Here is a 21,357-nt window from a genome sequence, read left to right on the forward strand (position 1 = left end):
CCTCCACCTAATTTTCTTAATTATTGACTTTTTTAAAATAGCCTTACAGAGAGAAGAATTTAAAGAAGGCCCCTTCACGAATAGATAGGAATATTTTCTTAAGCCCCTTGAAGCATACTATAATAAAGGCTTCTTATTCTCAACATTTACCCTGCGATAAAAAACGCTTATTCTCTAACCGCGCATGAAGCACGAAAGTATTGTCCTGGCTAATGCCCCGTTCATTAAAAATCTCTCTATATTTCCGCCCATTCTTTTCTAGCAATTTTTTTCAAATTGTAGAACCAGTAAATGTCTTAGCTGGTGACGAATCTCTTCCAATTGGTTAGTACCTGCCCCTTCTTCTAAAACATAACTATAACTTTTCATCGCTTCCAACACCTCTGTCCCTGTTTTTAGTACAGCTTTAAGCAGCGACTCATCAGGAAAAGCAATAGATAAAGTACCTTGATGTAAAAAACCCTCACGGGTACGTCGTTGTGCCGCCCCACCGATCTTTTTACCTTCAACCATCACGTCATAAACAGTAGGCTTTGCCATGCAAAAATGACGGCAAAGCTCATTGTTAAAAAGAGGTTCGATCTTTAAGAAAGTAGTCACAATTTCATTTTTGAATGCTTTTACCGCTTCGGCCACCTGCTGATTCACCCAAGCATAATTATCAAGCGTGTTTAAAGAATAGCGAGGATGTTTAGCAGGTATGATGACTGAGAAAGCTAGATCGGTCAAATGAAAAACTATTCCCCCTCCTGTCGGCCTGCGCCCTAACTGCAGTCCATGCTTTTGCACTCCTTCGACATCTAAAAAATGTAGAGGATTAATAAAATATCCATAGGTCGCACAAGGACCCTGCCAGCCATAAAAACGCAAGATAGGATTTGCCGTGCACCCGATGTTTTGCAAAAGCTTTAAATCCCTATCCATATTGTTTTGAGCGGTGTCTACAGCGTCCTGAAGGATGATCCACTTCATTGCTTAAGCCTATGCTTTAATTTCAAAAAGTTAATAGAGAAAGATCTAGCAGCTTCATTAGTTTCGGATAATAAGAGAATTGAGTTTATCTGATAATCTATCGCCGAAAACATATCCCCGATGTTTTAAACTATGCGTATGGGGATCTTTATCATTTAACACATAGATGGATCTTGGCTTAGCATAGGCAATCATTAAATAACGTCCCCCTTGCGCATGCGAAAGATAGCTTAAATCAAGGGGAAGATCGGGCTTAAAGAAAACTCCATTGCCTAATGTTTGGGGAAGAATAACAGGTGGGATTTCAAGCGATGAGGAAGGTTGCAAACAAATAACAAGGCCACAGACTAAGGGCTGCACACAGCTTTTATCTTGGAGAGAACCTACACTTTGTAAAAATTGATTGTAAAGAGCATCGGTGTTTACGTTAGCTTGCCCAGATTGACCGACAAGCAACTGATCATACCCTATACGTAGTCCTCGTGCTTCCATCAATTCCTGAGCAATTTCTGCTAAGCGTCGATTTAACACCTGTTTCTTGATTCGCTCATCTTTCCGATAGAGATCCCGCCCGCAAAGGAATACATTTTCAGTATTTTGCGATTGCGGAGCAATATTTTTAAAAGTTAAAGAAAGGAGGCCATCAATTGCCGTATTAAGCTGTTGAATTTGCTCTAAGGAAAAAAGGCCATCAAACTCAATGGTCCCATGTTTGTAGAAATAATCTCGGTGAGATTTATCAGTGGCTAGTTTCATTATGTTTAAAATTTGGGTTAAATGTTTGCAAAGTCTAGAAAAAAGAATAACATAAAAAACAGTTAATTATCTTGAGAAATATACTTTTTTTCCATAACCGCTTGTAGCAAAAATTAAAGTTTTATTAAAAGCTACCTCAAAAATAAAAAGTGGAGTAAAATTTAACCCATGAACGCATACGATGAACTCATGAAACGTGCTACCGAGATAGAACATAAGATTGGTTATACCTTTAAAGACCGAGCTTTATTAGCTTTAGCTTTTGTGCATAGATCTTACGTCAACGAAAACAAAGAAGTGGGGAAACACAATGAACGCTTAGAGTTTTTAGGAGATTCGGTTCTAGGCATGCTCATTGCAGACTATCTTTATTGCTACCTGCCCTCCACTTCGGAGGGTGAGCTCTCTGTTCTTCGCTCCCGTTTAGTAGAAGCTAGCTCCTGTTTTAATTATGTGCAAAAATATGGTTTAGGCCAATATTTGCTTCTAGGAAAGGGTGAGAGAATGAATGATGGGCGAGGGCGTGAATCTATTCTAGCAGACTTATTTGAAGCGATCATTGGAGCCATTTACTTAGATGGAGGCTTAGAAGTTGCCAAGCACTTTTTATTTAAAAACTTTTCGGCAGAAATCGAAGCTATATTAAAAATGCCTTTGCGCAACTTCAAAGCACTTTTTCAAGATTACTGTCAAAAGAACTTTCAACAAACACCTACTTATAAAGTTTTAGGAGAGGAAGGACCTGATCATAGTAAAATTTTCAAAATATGTGTGATGGTTCATGATCAAGCTAAAGGATATGGACACGGCTCTTCTAAAAAAGAAGCTCAGCAAGCCGCAGCAGCAGATGCACTCGCCCACTATCGCGTTATTGCTAATCAAAAAATTAAAGAGGCCTAAATAGTTTATGGCTGCTAAACAAAAAAGTGCCTGGTATTGCTCTGAATGTGGCCACAAGCAATATAAGTGGACTGGCCAATGTCCTCAATGTACTTCTTGGAATTCTATGCATGAAGAAGTAGAGGTAGTAGGCGCCAAAACACGCTTTGAAGCCCAACAGCCTATACGCACTAGTAAGCCCGTGCGCTTAAAAGAAGTTTCTCATAAAGAAACACCCCGAATCCGCACCTTACTGCATGAGTTTGATCGTTTAATTGGTGGAGGACTCGTTCCTGGCTCTCTTTCTTTAGTCGGTGGCGACCCTGGCATTGGAAAATCTACTCTTCTTTTGCAGATCTCTCAGGCACTAGCTATGCAAGGTTCTATTATCTTGTATGTTTGCGGAGAAGAATCTGTCGAGCAAACCTCCATGCGTGCGCAACGCTTAGGCATTGATAGCGAAAATTTGTTCCTTTTAAGTGAAACCAATTTTTCCGCTATTAAAGCTCACATCGATCAGGTAAAGCCCGACATTTTAATAATTGATTCCATTCAGATTGTCTATAAAGGGGAAATTTCTTCAGCGCCTGGATCAGTTTCACAAGTACGCGAAACGACTACAGAGTTTATGCATATCGCCAAAGGGCATCAGATTGCCACTTTTCTAATTGGCCATGTAACTAAATCGGGCGAAATAGCGGGCCCTCGAGTTTTAGAACACTTAGTAGACACTGTGCTCTATTTTGAAGGAGATAAACAGAATAACTATCGTATGATTCGAGTGGTGAAAAATCGTTTTGGCCCCACGGATGAAATTGCCGTATTCCAAATGCAACAGGCGGGCTTAGTGGAGGTGCCTAATCCCTCACAAGTTTTCTTAGAAGAACGTCGCAAAGAGGCGATTGGCTCTGTGATTATTCCTACTATAGAGGGAACGCGCGCTATTTTAATAGAAACCCAAGCTTTGGTCACCGAAACTTTCTTTAGTACTCCTTCTCGCCGCTGTACAGGAATTGATCAGAATCGGCTAGCCTTGTTATTAGCGGTCTTAGAAAAGCGTATGGGCTACCAATTACATAGGTGTGATGTATTTGTGTCGATTGCGGGGGGCATGCGTATTACAGAACCAGGCATTGATCTAGGTGTCTTATTATCTGTAGCCTCTTCGATGCGTAATCTACAAGTTGATGCGGAAACTACCGTAGTAGGCGAGGTGGGCTTGGGGGGAGAGATTCGGAGTGTGACCCGCATAGAAAGCCGGCTTAAAGAGGCTATTCATATGGGCTTTCAACACTGCTTAATCCCTAAAAGAAATATTAAAGGTATCCCTCCAGAGATTTCCCAAAAAATCGGCATTATAGGCGTTGAGTTTGTAGAAGAAGCTGTCCAACAATTGATTAGATAAACCGTGCACTTAAAATTTTTAATAGATAGTATTTGCCTAGATAGAGATCAGCGATTCAAGGGAAAAAATTATGCAAAGCTTGTCAATTAAAGTAGGTGCACGTTCTTCTGCCTTATCTAAAGCTCAGGTTAAAGAAGTTTATCAAGAACTTTGCCGCCATCATGCTCATATCCTATTTGAAAACACCTATCTTGAAACAACGGGGGATAAAGATCGCATCACTTCGCTGCGCTACATGGGTAAGACAGATTTTTTTACCAAGGAAGTTGACCTTCTCCTTTTAAGCCGGCAGTGTCGTTTAGCTATACACTCAGCTAAAGATCTTCCCGAGCCCCTTCCTCCAGGCTTAGTGATCGCAGCTATCACCCAGGGAGTAGACCCTGCAGATGTATTAGTGCTAAGGCCAGGTCAAACTATTGAGGACCTTCCTCCAAGAGCCTGTATTGCCACCTCCTCTCTACGTCGTGAAGAAAGAGTAAAAGAACTACGTAAAGACCTAACCTTTTGTGATTTAAGAGGAACTATCCCCGAAAGATTGGAGTTGCTTGAAAAAAGGCAAGCTGATGGCGTAGTAGTAGCTGAAGCAGCTTTAATTCGTCTTAATCTTACCCATCTAAATCGCATTAAGCTACCAGGGGAAACTGTCCCTTATCAAGGCCAATTAGCCCTCATATGTCGAGAAGATGATACTGAGATACTTGAACTAATGAGCTGCTTAGATAGCCGCCAGCCAAAGCCGCAAATACTTTATCTGGGCATAGATCTTCCTGAACAACAAGAAAAAAGCCTTAACTTTATTCATTACCCTATTATTCGCATTCATCCACGTGCCTTCCATCAAAGTGATATTCAAGAAGGCTTTCAAGATTTTTTATCTTATACGCACTTAATTTTTACTAGCAAAAATGCAGTGCATATTTTTTTTAAACTTTTTTCTCACTATAAATATACAACCCATCATTTACATAATAAAGAAGTCATTTGCGTAGGCTCTCAGACAGCCAAAGCCTTTGCAAGCTATGCCAACCTTTCTCCTTTAATTCCTTCTGTAGAAACGGCTGAAGGAATGATAGATCTTTTGCAAGGTTTACCCCTCGTCAATCCTTATTTTTTTTGGCCCCATTCTGCTCTTTCGCGCTCTGTTCTCTCCGATTTTTTTATCCAGCAAAAATGGCGTTTTCGTGAATGCATTCTTTATGATACTTTCCTTAATAAAAATTTGCGCCCCCTAGATTTAACCCTTATCGATGAAATCCATTTCACCAGCCCCTCTACAATAAATGCTTTTATAGAAAAATTTGGGTGCATTCCTAAGAACAAAAGACTTAAAGCTATTGGACCTATCACTCAGCGCCATTTAATGCAAAGATTAAATTCTTCTTAGTTCTTTAAATCTTTAGAAAGATTAAGGATTCAAGTTTGGCGGGGGTTCTATCCCACCTAGGTAGCCTTCCCCCCCCATTTTAGCTCACAGATTTTTTCTATCTTTTAGGACTGCTCAAGATCAACAGGAGCTAAATAATCCAACTTTTTAAACTATATAAGGACTTTTCTCGTTAAAATTTTGCCTATCCGTCTGTTTGATAAGCAAGAAAGTAAACTTAAAATCAAGTAAAGAGAAAACTGTAAAGAAAAAGATAAATGCTTGTCATATTTACAAGAGAAGCTTTTTTAGATTTCCTCATTGGAATACTATAGAACAAAAAATCCAAGAATAAAACAAGCTGAGAAGCATATCACAAGAGATTGGGAGAGAAGTTGATGAATTAATAAGAGAAACTTCTGCTACTTTTATACAAAGACATATAACTCCTTTTCTAACTTTCAAAATAAAAATTGATTAAAAAATTAAGAAAAACTAACATTTCATAAAAACTCAGGCTAGCCCTTAAAAAAGCAGGCTAAGTTTACTCTTGAGGAGATAATTTACCCTATAACTTTAAGGAGCTTATATGATGGCACCAACCTCTACATCTAGCATCCAGGCAAAATTTCATCCCACAATCTCAGCGAATATAGAAGATCCTGTATCAGGAGAGTTGCTGACTCGAGCGGTTACTTTGTTTCCTTGTGGTCATACCTTTAACGAAGATACCGTCATCCAATGCTTAGCACGCAATAAACTTTGCCCCCTAGATAGAACACTTATTGAAAGGCATGCACCTAACTACATAGTGAGGCAGCTAGCCGAAACGACTAAGTCCTACCCTTTAAAATCTCTTAAAGAAGGTTATATTAACCTCTTACTCCATCTTCTAGAAAAACCTCAAATTCAAGAAGTTTTAACTTTAAAGGAAATGCTAGAGAGTCAAGTGGAAGAGCTGATGAGCCATGAGAGCGAAGAGCTAACGGAGAAAGAAAAGATAAGTTATAAATGGATGGAAAAATTATTAGGAGAAAATGAAAAGATTAGGCAATTTGTCGTTGAAAAGCTGCGGCAAATCTACCAAAATTCAGCATCCCTTCTCACAGTCTCTCCTCCACCTCCTACTTCTGCATCTTCTTTACCTACTCTCTCACTTAACGAAATACAAGCTCTTTCTTCTTTATCTATAAATCCTCTTTCCACAGCTTCTCTGTATAAGGGGATCGTCCAAATCCATTTTCCTGAAAGAAATAGAAATTTTACAGAACAAGCTCATATGTTGGAGCAGATTTATAAAATTGAATTCACTCTTTCTGTTGAAGAAAAAGTGGCTCACATCTTTCAGCAAATCTTTAACTTAGCCACCTCTCTTTCCCCCTTAGAATTTGAAGGAGATTCAAAAGAAAGTAAGGATTTTACTCTCTCTAATTATTCTTCCTATCTACTAAATATTAATCGCCTCCTACTCTGGCAAACGCTACCGGGAGGAAAAAATTACTTACACCAAGACCACATTAAAGCTCTACCTTTAAAGAAAAAAGGCGAGCTATTAGCGCAATGGATGGAAAGACATGGTGCAATTATTACTGAATTAGATTTACGTTTTTCAGACTTAACCTTTTTGCCACCAGAAATAGGGCAGCTTTCTAAGCTATGCGATCTTATATTAATTAACAGCAACGTAACCGCTCTTCCTGCCGAGATCGGACAGCTTTCTCAGCTGCAATATCTTAACTTATTGGACAACGAGCTAACCGCTCTTCCTAACGAAATGGGGCAGCTATCCAAACTAAAATCGCTTCGCTTATGCTACAACAAGCTAAACTCTTTTCCTGCTGGGATCGAGCAACTTTTTCAGCTGCAATACCTCGACTTAAGCGGTAACAACTTAACAGCTCTTCCTGCCACCATTGGGCAACTTTCTAATCTGCAAGGACTGAGCATAAACGATAATCAGCTAACTGCTCTACCTACAGCAATCGGAGAACTTTCTCGGTTACAATATCTCGACTTAGACAAAAACCAGATAACTGCTCTTCCTCGAGCGATCAAACAGCTTTCTCAGCTACATAGATTGAAATTAAATGGCAACCATCTAACTACTCTTCCTGCACAAATAGGGTTTCTGTCTAATTTGCAAAGACTTGATTTAATTAGTAATCAACTCACCTCTCTTCCTGCTGAGATAGGGCGACTTCCTCAATTGCAGGAGCTTTACTTAGATAACAACCAGCTCACCTCTCTTCCTGCTGAGATAGGGCGATTATCTCAGCTAAGGGCGCTTAGCTTACGCAATAACCAGAGACTAAGCCCATTTGCTATATTTATGCACCTTTCTAAGCTCAAAAACCTTAATAACTTAAGTTTAGATGAGTAAGATGACCATCTTTTCTAGAAAATATTGAAGAGAAATATAATAGTTGTCGAATCTTAGCAACTTTAAGCTATTTCTAAATTAGAAGATTATAAGCTGCCCTGCAGTCCTTTTTTGCATCTTAGTAACCTGGGGTTAGAGTTTTTATGCATCTTTAACAATATGCAAACTAAATTTCTCTTCTTCAAAAAAAGAGTGCTTTGTCATTTATAAACCCTCATCCTTAATAGATCTGGAAAAAATGTTTTAAGGTATAGACAAAGCTTTTCTCATTAAATTAATAACCCATTTGCTATGATGAGAGGAAATAAAACTTCACCTTTACGCTAATGAGCTTGCCATTTATCTACGGTAGAGCCAGCGGCATACCTAGAGGGTCCATGCAAAAATAAAAAAGTAAATGATCAAAAATCCGCTTAGTTTTTACTCTCAACTTTAATATTCTCAAATCCTTAATTTTATAAGCCTTTTTGTAAAAAGGAAAATTTTGCTTAGGCCTTGTCAAAATTACTTTCATAGGACACAATGTAGATTCACATTTTTTTCAAACTTCAAGGAGTTTTTTTTATGGCCTTCAAATATCAACTTCCCCCTCTACCCTATGATTTTGGCGATTTAGAACCCGTCATTAGTGCAGAAATCATGAACTTACATTACACTAAACACCATCAAACGTATGTCAATAATCTTAATAAGGCTCTTGAGCAGTATGAAGAAGCCCAAGGAAAAGCCGAGAAATCTAACGATCCTACCGATTTAATTGCTCTGCAATCTGCTATTAAATTTAATGGCGGTGGACACATTAATCATAGCATTTTTTGGACAAACCTAGCACCTAAGAGCCAAGGCGGCGGCACAGTACCAGATGGTGATTTGCAAAATGCCATTAAAAAAGATTTTGATTCATGGGAAAAATTCATTGAAGAATTTAGCGCCCGCACTGTGGCAATTCAGGGTTCTGGATGGGGATGGCTGGGCTATTGCAAGCAACACCATCGATTACAAATTACCACGTGTGAAAACCAAGATCCTTTATCTCCTAAAGGTTTGATCCCTCTACTTGGGATTGACGTCTGGGAACACGCCTATTATCTCCAGTATAAAAACGTAAGAGCCGAATATGTGAAAAATATTTGGGAGATTGTTAATTGGAAAAATGTCGAGGAGCGTTATAAGCTGGCTAGTGCCGCTAAAACAACGTAATTTGAATTTTAAGCCAGAAAGAAATTTTTCCTTTCTGGCTCTCTTTTTATTCCGCTATTTTCACTCAAAAAACTGCTTGTTTGCAAGATTTAGATTGAATTGCAAAGCTTTTTCCTCTATAGTTTCTTTTTCTACTTCATTATTAAGAGAGTTAAATAATGGGATTATTCTCAAGGAATAAACCTAAAATAAAAATTCAAACAACCAAAAAAGATGGATATAGTGGATGGCTAAAATGTACACATTGCCATGAGCTTATCCACGCTAATGAGTTGCAGCAAAACATGAATTGCTGTCCTAAATGTGAATACCATTACCGTCTAACCACCGAAGAGCGAATTAAAAATCTTAGCGACGAAAATTCTTTTCAAGAAATGTATAAGGATTTAGAGCCAGTAGATGCACTAAATTTTGTAGATACAGAAACTTATCCCAAGCGTTTAGCAAGTGCCCGAGAAAAATCAGGACATAACGAAGCAGCTATAGTAGGCACGTGTAGAATCAATGGCAACCCAGTAGCTTTAGGGATATTAGATTTTAACTTTATGGCAGGATCCATGGGGTCGGTAGTAGGGGAAAAGCTGACCCTCTTGATGGAATATGCATTAGCCAACAGAATGCCTCTCCTTATTGTCTCTACTTCTGGCGGGGCTCGCATGCAAGAATCTATTCTCTCCCTCATGCAAATGGCTAAAACATCGGCAGCGCTCGCTAAGCTTCACGAAGCTAAAATCCCTTACATTTCTGTTTTAACGAATCCGACTACAGGTGGAGTAACAGCTTCCTTTGCCTCTTTGGGTGATATTATTATGGCAGAACCTAACGCATTAATTTGCTTTGCCGGTCCGCGAGTAATTGAGCAGGTTATTGGGCAGCAGCTGCCGCCGGGCGCTCAAAAGTCGGAATTTCTTCTCCATCATGGAATGATCGATTGCATCGTTAATCGGCAAGAATTAAAGCATAAAATTTCCGAAGTTCTTTACTTTCTTACTAATAACGAAGAAAATAACCATAAAGATGAACATCCTCTTCTTGCTTATCTTCCTTTAAACAATCTTACTAAAGCCGATAAACCTCGTAGGTAATCTTTATGAACCCTGCCCTTTCTGTTGAAGTTCTCGTCTTATCCCCCGACGTTAGTTGTTTACCTCAGTATGCTTCTGCGGGTGCTGCAGGTGCCGACGTGAGAGCCTATCTCAAAGAACCTCTGGTTCTTGCTGCCGGAGATTCTTGTTTAATTCCTACTGGCCTCAGGATGGCTATTCCTCAAGGGTATGAGATCCAAGTAAGACCTCGCAGTGGCTTAGCTTTAAAAAATCAAGTGACTGTTCTTAATACTCCTGGTACAATTGATGCCGATTACAGAGGTGAAATAGGAATTATTCTTATTAATCATGGTAAGCAAGATTTTATAGTGACTCCCGGCATGCGTATCGCCCAATTTGTTCTGGCACCTGTAACTGTAGGAAACTTTATTTTGTCCGAAAAGCTTACAGACACTGCGCGCGGTGATGGTGGCTTCGGCCATACAGGAATCCATTAATTAAGGCTAAACTGCTCTTACCTATCAAAGGTATAAGCTATGAATATAGAAAAATGCTTACGTAAATGTAGAGCTCTTTTCATGCAATAACCGCCTTTAGGGTAAATAATAATGATCAAAATTTCAAAGTATTTGGACTCTCGAAATATTCTTTTTATGTCAGCGGAAGATCGCGATGAAGCTCTCCATGCTATGGTAGAAAATCTTCATCAAAATCGTTTTTTACATGACAAAGAGGCTTTTTACCAAGCTATCCTTGAAAGAGAAAAGGTTGTTTCCACAGGCATTGGCATGGGAGTTGCTATTCCCCATGCAAAGCTAAAAGGATATGAAAGCTTTTTTATTGCTATTGGCATTTTGCAAAAAGGAGTGGATTGGAATTCTTTAGATGGCAGTCCGGTACGCATCATTATAATGATTGGCGGCCCCGATGACAAACAAACCGAGTATCTTCAAATCCTTTCTGCACTAACAACTGCCGTTAAAGATGAAAATAGAAGAAAAAAATGTTAACATTGAATTCGGCAGAAGCTATTATGACTTTGTTTAAAGGATTTTAAATGCGGAGGTGAGGGTGGACTTAAAAATCAAAGATGTGGCCGATTTATTAAATGTTTCTGAAAAAACCATTCGTCGTTGGTTAACTGAAGGAAAAATACCTTCTTACCAGATTAACCAGCAGCATCTCTTTAACCGCAATGAAATTGAAGATTGGGTGTTAAGTCAAAAAATCCCTGAAGCTTCCTTTGACCATCCTACTGCTATTCCTGATCCTTCTCCTATCAAAGGTGGTATTAAGCAGTTTAGCCTTTATCGCGCTTTACATAAAGGTGATGTGTTAATCGATATTATGGGTGACACTAAAGAAGAAGTTATTCGCCAGACCATGCAAAGAATGGCCAAAAGCTTGAATTTAGATGCAGAAGGTATCTCCCACCTTCTTTTAGATCGTGAAAAGCTTCAGCCTACAGCTTTAAATAATGGGATAGGCATCCCCCATACTCGTGATTTTCTTCTTAACGCCCATTATGATGTAGTCGTCGTAGCCTATTCCAAAAATCCTATCGATTATGGTGCCCTAGATGGCAAGCCCGTTCACACTCTCTTCTTTCTTTTTGCCTGTGATGATAAGCGTCACTTACACTTACTTGCCAAAATTGCTCATTTAGTTAATCACCCTAATACATTAGAATTCCTGCAGAGCAAGCCTCCTAAAGAGGAATTTTTGAATTACATTAAAAATTTTGAATCGTCTATTAAATAAAAAGCGTGGCAGAAAAGATTGCAACAGGCGACGCTAGCCTTTCGTTTTTTTTCTTTTATTGTTAAAGCTGCGACAAGATTAGCTTTTAATTGGATAAATCTTCCAAGGCTTGCAACACAGCCTTTGTATAACCTTTATAGTTATACATAAGGTCGTCGACGGTGATTTCATAGGGAAAATCTGGTGTGACGCCAAGATTTTCAATCGGTCGATCGCCTGCACGATAGACTATAGATCCGGTGTAAGAAAAGCTAGCAATGCCAAAAAGGTTAGGATATTCGTGCTCTAAAACAAATCCTCCGGCGCCTGCTGTCGGCGAGCCAAAAACCTTTGCACGCTGGTTATCTTGTAAAATGGCTGGAAAAAGATCAGCGCATGAAAAATCTAAAGCATTCACTAAAATTAGGATAGGCTTATTGTAGTGAGTATGCGGATTAGGTGGAACAGAAGTAATCCCACAATAGTGGAGAGGTTGAGTAAAGGTTCGTCCTGCGTTCCATTCATCAAGAATGGTCTGAAAAAAAGCGGTAACCCCCTCAGTATTTTCAGGAGAAATTAAAAAGCTCGGACCATTCTCGATTAAATCGTTAAGTATATGGTGAGGATTGTTTACAATCATCAGCGCTTTAGCGACATCTTGCTGAGTGATTGTAATCCGTTCCAGAGGCAAATCAAGAGAATATTCACTGAGCAGAGAGAGTAAAAAGAGCAGGTGAGCTGATGATCCTCCCGGATTGTTAAGTTGATCGATAACCAATGCATCTGTCTCGTTTTGGAAGTGCTGGATGATTGTCTCTAATTCCTTATATTCATTTTCGTCAGCAGTATAGATAGGGATACGTAGGTAGCCGATCTTTTTATTACTAGCTGTTTGAAAAATATAAGAATAGTAATGTAAAGAAGTAGCTCTCCATAGCACCTCCCCTAATTCTGGGACGAAACTTTGATATTGCCCCAGTGCTATATAATCGCATTCACTATTATCTTCTTCCAAACCCCAATTTTCTTTTTTAAATTTATTAATAGATTTTTTGGCTATTTCCATTTGCCTATGTAAGGGAGTGATTCTCTCTTTATCAAAGAGATCAAGACCTTTTTTCCTAGCATACACCCCTCCAGAGCTTGTAGAATAAAAGTTAGCTGGAAGAAAATGATTTGTAATGCGTTCAGGCACGTATAGCCATTCAGGTGTATAAGTATTTATCCGACCTGAACGGTGATGCCTAACAGTAATAGGCACGCCTCCCTGCTCCACTTCATAGCCCATGCTGGCTAAGCGCAAGGTTAGATATTGCTCAGACAAACGCTGATCGGTTGCGTTTAAAGCTTTTCCAAAAGATTTCAAGCTAAATTTTTTAAGGTATTCATCAATCGGCATATTTCCAAATGCTAATACTTCGTCACCTATTTGCATATTCGCAAGCATGTCCGCAAGGCTCGGATCTATTTTTGCATAACTTTGAGAATTTTTTGGTAACCAAGCAACAAAGTATCTTCCCTCTACTCCTTCTAGCCGGAAGGGCAAAAAGGACATTTCTGTCGCATAAAAGTCTATTTTTACATGGTAATCTTGCATGGAATTAAAAAAATCCAGCAAGATCTTTTGATAATCACGGATGGATAAGCTACTTCTTCTCAGTACTTCATTCTTAGCTGCTTGTGCTTCTACCTCTAAATCCCAGCCTATATAATTTTTTTTCCATTCAGCAGGTGCATATTTTGATGCTAATATACTTTTTATAAGGTCTATATTTCCTAGCATTTTAGCATGGTAAGTTTCGGACGCTAAGAGAGTAGACCCTAGATAAGAAAGTAAAAAGCTATATAAAACCGCAAGGAAGATTCTGTTAATCATTAGTCCCACTATCTAGATTCAAAAATTATCTCCTCTAAAATATCAGTAGGATTGGGTAAAAGTCCATCCATACTGCAAGATACAATTCCATTAACAAAATCGATAAAGTTGGCATGGTCTTTTGTATAATCCTCAGTAGTCCAGCGGTAAGCCACATCGGGCTTAACCCCTCTATTTTCTAAAGGCTGTTCATTGTAGCGACAAACAAGCGATCCTGTAAAAACTAAATCAGCTATTCCAAAACGGTTGGAATACTTTCTACGTACGATAGTACCTCCCGCTCCAGCCGTTTGCCCACCTAAAATTATTGCCCCCTTATTGTCTTGTAATAAAGCGACTAGAAGCTCTGCGCAAGAAATACTCAAAGGGTTAGTTAAAACGAACAAAGGCTTGGTGTATTGCGTAGTTGGGTGAGGATAAATAGTTTCTACTCCATCCAGAGGGTATAAATCGGTAAAATATTTACCCTGTTTGAACTGATCTTGAATATATGTGGCATATTTAAAAAGGTAGCAAGCTAAGCGCTTATCGACAGCATAGCCATTAATATCTGGCCCTAAAACCTGGGTAGCGTCATGGTCGGTAACGATATTTTTTAAAGAAGAAGCGGTCTGCACAGCAAGGTATACATCTTCTTGCGTAATCGATAAAAATTGTTTTAAATTGGTCAGCGGCTTACAGGTTAACATAGAGGCTAAAGCATAGGTATAAAAAGAAAAGCCACCAGGATTGTTCATGACATCTACGATTAGGGCGTCTGTGCAGCTTTCCATCTTAGCAATAATTTGCTGGAACTGCTCTACTCTGTATTCATTCCCTAGAAAATCAGGGATGCGTATATATCCAATGTTTTTACTCCCGTTTAAAGAGTAAATATACGCTTCAAAAGCGGGCAAATCTGCCCTCCATAATACAGGCCCCAAAGCAGGAAAAAGATTTGCCTTAGCACCTAATAACTTGGCTTTATCAGCTAAACAAGAAGAATGATTGACCAAACTAGCATAAAAAGGCAGAATGCGCTCTTGATAAAAAAAACGATGTTTATTCCCCTCCTCTCTTTCTAAATTGAGAGGTATGCTCAAAGAATAGTTATTTATGATCTCTTCAGGAGCATACTCCCAGTTTACTACAAAAGAGTGAGCTTGTTGGCTATCAGGCTTTCTAAAAACTATTTCTATTGGACCTTGAGGAACATCTTGCACTCTAAAAGCTTCACGTAAGGTAAGCTGCCATTCGCTAAGATGTTGATAAGTTTCATTGTGATTAGCTCCAAAGGCTGATAACCTAATCTCTTCCACTACTTCCTTGACTGGACTACCGTCAAAAGATAAGATCTCATCTCCCACCTGTAGGCTTACTTTCTGCTCTTTAGCCCACAAATTATCTACCCATACAACAAAATAATGGCCCTGTACACCTTGCACACAAAATGGCAGAAAGGCATATTCTGTAGCATAAAAACGAACATATGTATGTAAATCTTGTACGGAATTAAATAAGTCGCGAATAATTTGATGATATTGCTTGGTAGATAAGGAGGAGGAAGAGAGGATTTTTTCTTTGGCTTTTGTTACTTCATGATCTAAATTCCAATGTAGATATTTCTTTTTCCATCCAAAAGGGGCATAATTGATTTCAAACTCATGCTTAATGATTTCCAAATCAGCAATCATTTGTGACTGCCGAAGAGAATAATCTTGCGCCTCTACTAAATAAATAGATGCGATTAAAAAAGCTAAAACATAGATAATCTTAACCATCTAAACCCTCTCTACTATGCATAAAATACTATAGGCTTCCCTCTATTTGCTGGTAAACAATAAAAAATTTATGCAAGGGAATTCACAACATATTTTAAAAGCAAAGAGAGTTCTTAAGGTTTGCTTGCTAGCAAACCTTAAGGTTTAGATAAACTTTTAAACAGTAGGAGTAGTTAAAACCTTTTTATCTATTATTTTTCTGTTTAAATTAATAAGTTCTTCTTCATGAATAATTAAATGATCTTCATCCGCTGTAACCGTACAACGGCAACCTTTTTCAGGATGCATTAGCAGTTTTTCGGCTAAAGGATCTTCTAAATACTGCTCGATGGTGCGTCTTAAAGGCCGAGCTCCCATTTCCGGCTGAAAGCCTTTCTCAACCAAGAAATTTTTAGCTTTATCATCCAGAGTAATGTAAACTTCGCGTTTTTGTAAGCGATTTTGCATTTTTTTGATTTCAATCTCAATAACCTGCATTAAAGCTTCACGATTAAGCGGACGGAAAATAATCATGTCATTTAACCGATTAAGAAATTCTGGCTTAAATTGTTTTTTAACAGCCCCTTCAATTTTATCCTTAATGCGCTCGTAATCTAAAGATCCTTCCTCTGCACCAAAGCCTACTTCTGTAGTTTTTCTAATCAGATCAGCACCCAAGTTAGAGGTCAGGATAATAATGGTATTACGAAAATCTACTTTACGGCCAAATGAGTCAGTTAAACGCCCTTCTTCTAAAATTTGTAATAACAAATCCATTACATCTGGATGAGCCTTTTCAATCTCATCAAAGAGCACAACCGAGTAAGGACGCTGGCGAACTTGTTCTGTCAACTGTCCGCCTTCTTCATGTCCTACATAACCTGGCGGAGAGCCGGTCATACGGCTGACAGCAAATTTCTCCATATACTCTGACATGTCAACTTGAATAAGTGCATCTTCGCCCCCAAACATGTTGATAGCAAGTAAGCGAGCTAAAAGAGTTTTTCCTACTCCTGTAGGCCCTAAAAAGAGAAAAGCTCCTATGGGGCGATTAGGATCTTTAATATCTGCGCGACTACGACGTACCGCTCTGCAAACAGTTTTAAGAGCTTCATCTTGGCCAATGATGCTACCTCTAAGATGCTCTTCCATTTTAAGAACTTTTTGAGTTTCTCCTTCAGTTAGACGACTGATAGGAATTCCAGTTTGCTTTGCCACCACTTGAGCGACATCTTCGTCTTCAACAATCACCTCATGCTCTTCTTTATTCACTTCCCATTGATTACGCAGCTGCTGAAGTTGTTCCCTCAAGGTTTTCTCTTTGTCGCGTAATTTTGCAGCTTTTTCATATTCTTGCTTAGCGATCGCTTCTTCTTTAGCTAGCCGTGTTTCTTCAATTTCTGCTTCAAATTTACTTATATCTTGTGGCTGATTCATCATTGAAATACGCATTTTAGCTCCCGCTTCATCTAATAAATCAATCGCCTTATCTGGCAAAAACCTTCCATGCAGGTAACGATCTGAAAGAACAGCAGCGGCAGTCAACGCGTGCGGGGTATAAATACATTTATGGTGATCTTCATATTTACTTTTTAAGCCATTTAAGATTTCGATTGTATCTTCTACTGAAGGAGGCGCCACTACAATTTTTTGAAAACGACGCTCTAAGGCGGCATCTTTTTCAATATGCTTACGATATTCATCGATAGTAGTCGCCCCTATGCACTGAATTTCTCCGCGAGAAAGAGCAGGCTTTAAGATATTAGAAGCATCAATCGCTCCTTCAGCTGCTCCTGCGCCTACAATCGTATGGAGCTCATCAATAAATAAAAGCACATTCCCATTCTTTTTAATTTCATCCATGACCGCTTTGATGCGCTCTTCAAATTGTCCTCGATATTTTGTCCCAGCAATCATCAAGGCTAGATCAAGAGCAATTAAACGTTTTTTTCTTAGATTATCCGGAACTTCGCCTTTAACAATGGCTTGGGCAAGTCCTTCTACGATAGCAGTCTTCCCTACACCAGCTTCCCCCACCAGCACAGGGTTATTCTTGCGACGACGACAAAGGATCAAAATCAATCTTTCAACTTCGTGCTTACGACCAATCACAGGATCCATCTTATTTTCCCGACACATTTCCGTGAGGTCATGACCATAAGCTTTAAGAGCGGGCATCTTTTCTAGACCTCCACCCATGCTTGAATTGCCTTTGTCATAAGGCTTACCCGAAGATCCCACCTGACCACTCATTTCCCCAGAACGGGAAGAAGGAGATCCTGCTCCAATAGGAGGCAACTGTAGATTGAAAGTTTCTAATTCTTTTAATACTTCTTTACGAACTTCCTTAAGATTTACATTTAAATTTTCTAATACTTGCGCCGCCACGCCATCCGTTTGGCGCAATAACCCCAATAGTAAATGCTCAGTTCCTACATAATTATGGTTAAGATTTGCAGCTTCTTCATTAGCATGTTCAAATACTTTTTTAACTTTTCCCGTTAAAGCAGGGTCCCCATACACTTGAATTTCAGGTCCGTACCCCACGAGTTTTTCCACTTCATTCCGCACTGTCTCAAAATCAATATTAAGGTTACGCAATACATTGACTGCCACTCCTTGACCTAATTTGAGCAGCCCTAGTAAAACGTGTTCAGTGCCCAAATAATTATGATTTAAGCGTTGTGCTTCTTTCTTAGCGAGCTTAATGACTTGCTTTGCACGATTTGTAAATTTGTCAAACATAACAATCTCGTAGTTAAATGGCGTATATTTTAACTGTAGCCTCAGGCTCTATTTTTTGCAACCTAGGTTACGTGTTCTGAAAAAAGAGAAAAGGCTAAAGAGTTAACTGCCTATCCTAATTTTATATTGCTTAAGCATAAGTAAATTTAACTTTATTTTAAGAAAATATAAACTATTTTTAATCTTTTAATTTTTCCTTAAATTACTTGGATCCCCCTATAACTTAATCAAGCTATCTCAAATGTTCACCTAAAAGTAAGGCTTTGAAAGGCTTTTTAATGACTTTAAAGCTTTTCCCCCTATTTCTACAAACAGCCTATAGAGCAAACCCTGTTTTCTCTAAAAGCTCCCAAGTATATAGGCTAAGTAGATAGGCTAAATCTATTTTTAGGGATCTTACCCATAAGAATAACATTTGATATAAAAAACTTAAAGCTACCTTTTACTTAAGCAGGAAATTCTAAAAATGAAAGGCTTAAAATTCTATTATAAGGCGATAAGAGCTTTTAGAGCACTATTAATAAGATTTTCAGCATTTTTTTAAATAGGCGTCGAAAAAGCGAATGGTAAAACTCTCCTTAGGAAATAGTTAGTAATCGGCCAAAGAGTATATCGCACTTTAAATACGATTCTGCAGGTATCTACAAAGCCAAAAATGCTTGCAAATAGTTTTTTTCTATTGACTGCACTTTCTGATTTACATGGGCTCCTTATCCTCAAAAAATTAAGCAGCTCTGCACCCGTGAACGCTTATAAATAATTGATTAATTGGGAAAATTTAAGAAAAAAATTTTTTTCCTAAGAAAGAATTTAACCACAGTATTACGAGAGAAAACAGCTAAGAATTATAAAAATTATAAACTTCTTAAAAAAACTCTTCTTTTCTTTTTTCTTTTTAAGGTTTTTTAGTATAAAAATAGTTAATTAAATTTATTTGAAAGTAAGAGGTTATAAAACCCATCATTAGATTGCAGATTTTTTTCTTTTTTGGTTTCTAGCTTTTTTGATTTTCTTTTCTTGAAATTATGCTCTTAATAATTTTCTCAAAGTTTAATTTTTTAAGTCTGCCCGATGGATCTTGTGCCTCCAATCGTGACCAATCGATAGAAGCTGCATTTTCCATCCATTGGTGCAAATTTTTTTGAAAGGTTTTAAACCATTTAGAATGCTGCTAAGACAGCAGGGCAAGCTCAGCAACAGCCTTATCTGAAAATTCTCCTAATTGCGTAGCAGCATACCAGATACCATAAAGATCTTTGTAAGCTTTTGAGGGGGCATTACGCTTTGGAAATGTAAGGCCTTTATGAAACATCCATGCTCCCGGAGAAACAACTAAACCTCTCTTCCCCGAATAGGTTACAAAGCTTAAAGTCATTTGTAAACTTAACGACAAATAGCTCAATGGCTGTGCAACGACTCCAGCTATTAGGACGTTTTTGTTTTTATCTCCGCGAGTTACTGAATCCGTAAGAAACTCGATTTCCACTTCAAAGCCGTTAATTTCTTTAACATAGGCTTCTGTAGCTGGGTTACCATAATCTTTAAAAATGGGGATAAATCCGGATTCTTTTAAACAGTAGGCAATATTTTTGTTCATAAAGCTAGGAACTTTTCGTGGGATTAGAGAATCAAGATCATGGGTGCCTACAGGTGCTATTCCTACTTCTTGATTCGCCAGGTAAAGTTTGTAAATAATTAGGGCATAACCTCCTCCAAGCACGATATAATTATCCCAGGGACCAATCGATCTTAGAAAGTCAGAAACAATGCAATCTTCTTGCTTAAGCTCTATAGACATTTTTATTGGACTTTTTTATAGAACGGCTTTAGTTCATTTAAGCGTGCTGACATAAATTCTGCTTGCTCGTGGCCCCTTAGAGGAAAATGATACAGGTCCAAAAAAGTCAGCAAACAGGGGGCCACACGAACTTTTGCAGTAATTTGATCTTTTAAACCATGGCTAAGAAGGCTTTTATAATAAGGGGTAATTAATAAGATTTCATAGCCTCTTTCTTGAGGTTCTAGCTGTAGAGAGGACTCAAGTTGAGGTCGCATGCTGGGGTTTATCAAATAAAGTTCTAAAGTTTGTAGATTTGTATTCTTAGTCCCATAAGCTTCAGCGGCTGCATGAAGAGCTAGGGCAACAGTATGCTTTAGATCAGAACTTTCTAAGGCCTTAAGAACCTCTGTTTTATCTTCACATCCTGTTCTGTAAGTCCACATTTTGCATTTCTTCGTGATGTTGTAGTGATCGAGCCAGCTTTTCAATAAGAGCTCTGGCTTTTTAATGAAAAACCTTTTTGCTGTCCTAACGCCCATTGTCTGAAGAAACCCTTTCATGACTAAAACTTCAAACACTCTCTGAACCAGCCCAATGCTAATATCTCTACTTCTACTCACCTCTCTAATCGTAAACTGTTCTTTATATATACCAATACGCAAAAGCCAATCTAAGACCACGGCCGATTTATTGGCATAAATATTTCCTTCTCCACACGAATAGTGAGTATTAATTAAAAATTGGCCCTTCATATCATCGCCCTCTTCACTGTTCACTATTATAATTTGTTCAATATTTATTGAACAATACAGAAAGCTTGGAAGTTTGCAATCCTCGTAAAGTTATCCCTATGCAACCATTAAAGTTTATTTCTGCAGAAAAGAAATTGCGAGGGCACAATAATTCTCTGTAAAATCGGAATTTTTTTCTTCTAACCTATTTTTATAGTGTTTTGCTCCTTTTAAATTTTTCGCCTTAATTTTAATAAGTTCCCTTTTATGATTTAGGGGAAACGATTAAGATTGATGCTCATAGCCCCTTAGGCCAAGAAACATCATTTATCTTTCTAATTTTTGTTATCCCCTCTTCAAGTATGCTTTATTATCCCTCTAGACTTCATGGATTTTCTGAAGGACTGCTATTACCAAACTTTTGGAGGATTCTTCATGTGAAAATTCTCTTACTACTCTTATGCGTCTCTTAACCTCCTGATTCTCTCTCTGCTTTATAGGAGAGGTTTGTATTTTTACAGGATGACCGCAAATAATAAGTTCTTAGCAAAACTAAGAAGCACTTGATCAAAACGGACAAATATTTAAGGCCTTAAAAGCGAATTTACCAAAAGTTTTTACCACAGGTCTTTAGCCACTAGGAAAAAGTGCCGATAGGAGTCATAAATTATTAAAAATTAAAAACTTGCTTGCAACTGGTTGCCTTTGAAAGAAGGAAGCTTTCATTAGAAAACAAGAAATTTGA

The 21,357-nt window shown here is 38.3% G+C and carries 16 protein-coding genes; 9 read left to right on the top strand and 7 right to left on the bottom strand.

From position 1 onward, the window contains the following. Positions 1-258: 258 nt before the first annotated feature. Positions 259-972, bottom strand: a complete 714-nt coding sequence (locus tag DB42_RS00495) for a lipoate--protein ligase family protein (RefSeq protein WP_044881253.1) — start codon at positions 970-972, stop codon at positions 259-261. A 57-nt stretch (positions 973-1,029) separates the two neighbouring features. Then, positions 1,030-1,728 (bottom strand): hypothetical protein, encoded by a 699-nt coding sequence (locus tag DB42_RS00500; protein ID WP_044881254.1) that lies wholly within the window; start codon positions 1,726-1,728, stop codon positions 1,030-1,032. Positions 1,729-1,896: 168 nt separating this feature from the next. Between DB42_RS00500 and rnc the strand changes: the two genes are divergently transcribed. The 9 genes from rnc (at position 1,897) to DB42_RS00550 (ending at position 11,762) form a co-directional block, all read left to right on the top strand. Beyond that, positions 1,897-2,628, top strand: a complete 732-nt coding sequence (gene rnc / locus DB42_RS00505; RefSeq protein ID WP_044881255.1) for a ribonuclease III — start codon at positions 1,897-1,899, stop codon at positions 2,626-2,628. Between the two features lie 7 nt (positions 2,629-2,635). Continuing rightward, positions 2,636-4,012: a DNA repair protein RadA gene (gene radA / locus DB42_RS00510; RefSeq protein WP_044881256.1), complete on the top strand. Its 1,377-nt coding sequence runs from the start codon at positions 2,636-2,638 to the stop codon at positions 4,010-4,012. A gap of 70 nt (positions 4,013-4,082) precedes the next feature. Next, the gene (gene hemC / locus DB42_RS11395; protein WP_162180733.1) at positions 4,083-5,396 is read left to right on the top strand and encodes a hydroxymethylbilane synthase; all 1,314 of its coding nucleotides are present in this window, start codon (positions 4,083-4,085) and stop codon (positions 5,394-5,396) included. A gap of 568 nt (positions 5,397-5,964) precedes the next feature. Beyond that, complete coding sequence (locus DB42_RS10110; RefSeq protein ID WP_052435845.1) at positions 5,965-7,755, top strand: leucine-rich repeat domain-containing protein; 1,791 nt, start codon at positions 5,965-5,967, stop codon at positions 7,753-7,755. 564 nt (positions 7,756-8,319) lie between these two features. Beyond that, a complete protein-coding gene (locus DB42_RS00530) occupies positions 8,320-8,955 on the top strand; it encodes a superoxide dismutase (protein WP_044881257.1) in 636 nt (211 codons plus the stop codon). Between the two features lie 158 nt (positions 8,956-9,113). Beyond that, the gene (gene accD / locus DB42_RS00535; protein WP_042238358.1) at positions 9,114-10,040 is read left to right on the top strand and encodes an acetyl-CoA carboxylase, carboxyltransferase subunit beta; all 927 of its coding nucleotides are present in this window, start codon (positions 9,114-9,116) and stop codon (positions 10,038-10,040) included. 5 nt (positions 10,041-10,045) lie between these two features. Then, positions 10,046-10,498, top strand: coding sequence for a dUTP diphosphatase (dut, locus tag DB42_RS00540; protein ID WP_044881258.1), 453 nt, complete (start codon positions 10,046-10,048; stop codon positions 10,496-10,498). Positions 10,499-10,609: 111 nt separating this feature from the next. After that, positions 10,610-11,011 carry a PTS sugar transporter subunit IIA gene (locus DB42_RS00545; protein WP_238578965.1) on the top strand — a complete coding sequence of 134 codons (402 nt, stop codon included), beginning with the start codon at positions 10,610-10,612 and terminating at the stop codon, positions 11,009-11,011. Between the two features lie 61 nt (positions 11,012-11,072). Then, positions 11,073-11,762: a PTS sugar transporter subunit IIA gene (locus DB42_RS00550; protein ID WP_039383163.1), complete on the top strand. Its 690-nt coding sequence runs from the start codon at positions 11,073-11,075 to the stop codon at positions 11,760-11,762. A gap of 85 nt (positions 11,763-11,847) precedes the next feature. On the opposite strand, the gene DB42_RS00555 is transcribed toward DB42_RS00550, so the two are convergent. The 5 genes from DB42_RS00555 to DB42_RS00575 all read right to left on the bottom strand — a co-directional run bounded on the left by DB42_RS00555 (position 11,848) and on the right by DB42_RS00575 (position 20,633). Continuing rightward, positions 11,848-13,617, bottom strand: a complete 1,770-nt coding sequence (locus DB42_RS00555) for a protease-like activity factor CPAF (protein ID WP_044881259.1) — start codon at positions 13,615-13,617, stop codon at positions 11,848-11,850. Positions 13,618-13,625: 8 nt separating this feature from the next. Continuing rightward, positions 13,626-15,377 carry a protease-like activity factor CPAF gene (locus DB42_RS00560; RefSeq protein WP_044881260.1) on the bottom strand — a complete coding sequence of 584 codons (1,752 nt, stop codon included), beginning with the start codon at positions 15,375-15,377 and terminating at the stop codon, positions 13,626-13,628. A gap of 156 nt (positions 15,378-15,533) precedes the next feature. Further along, entirely contained in the window at positions 15,534-18,101 is a 2,568-nt protein-coding gene (locus DB42_RS00565) for an ATP-dependent Clp protease ATP-binding subunit (RefSeq protein WP_044881261.1), read from the bottom strand. Between the two features lie 1,171 nt (positions 18,102-19,272). Beyond that, complete coding sequence (locus DB42_RS00570; RefSeq protein ID WP_044881262.1) at positions 19,273-19,899, bottom strand: GSU2403 family nucleotidyltransferase fold protein; 627 nt, start codon at positions 19,897-19,899, stop codon at positions 19,273-19,275. A 2-nt stretch (positions 19,900-19,901) separates the two neighbouring features. After that, positions 19,902-20,633 carry a type IV toxin-antitoxin system AbiEi family antitoxin gene (locus tag DB42_RS00575; protein WP_044881263.1) on the bottom strand — a complete coding sequence of 244 codons (732 nt, stop codon included), beginning with the start codon at positions 20,631-20,633 and terminating at the stop codon, positions 19,902-19,904. Positions 20,634-21,357 lie beyond the last annotated feature (724 nt).

The organism is Neochlamydia sp. EPS4 (assembly GCF_000813665.1).
GTDB lineage: Bacteria > Chlamydiota > Chlamydiia > Chlamydiales > Parachlamydiaceae > Neochlamydia.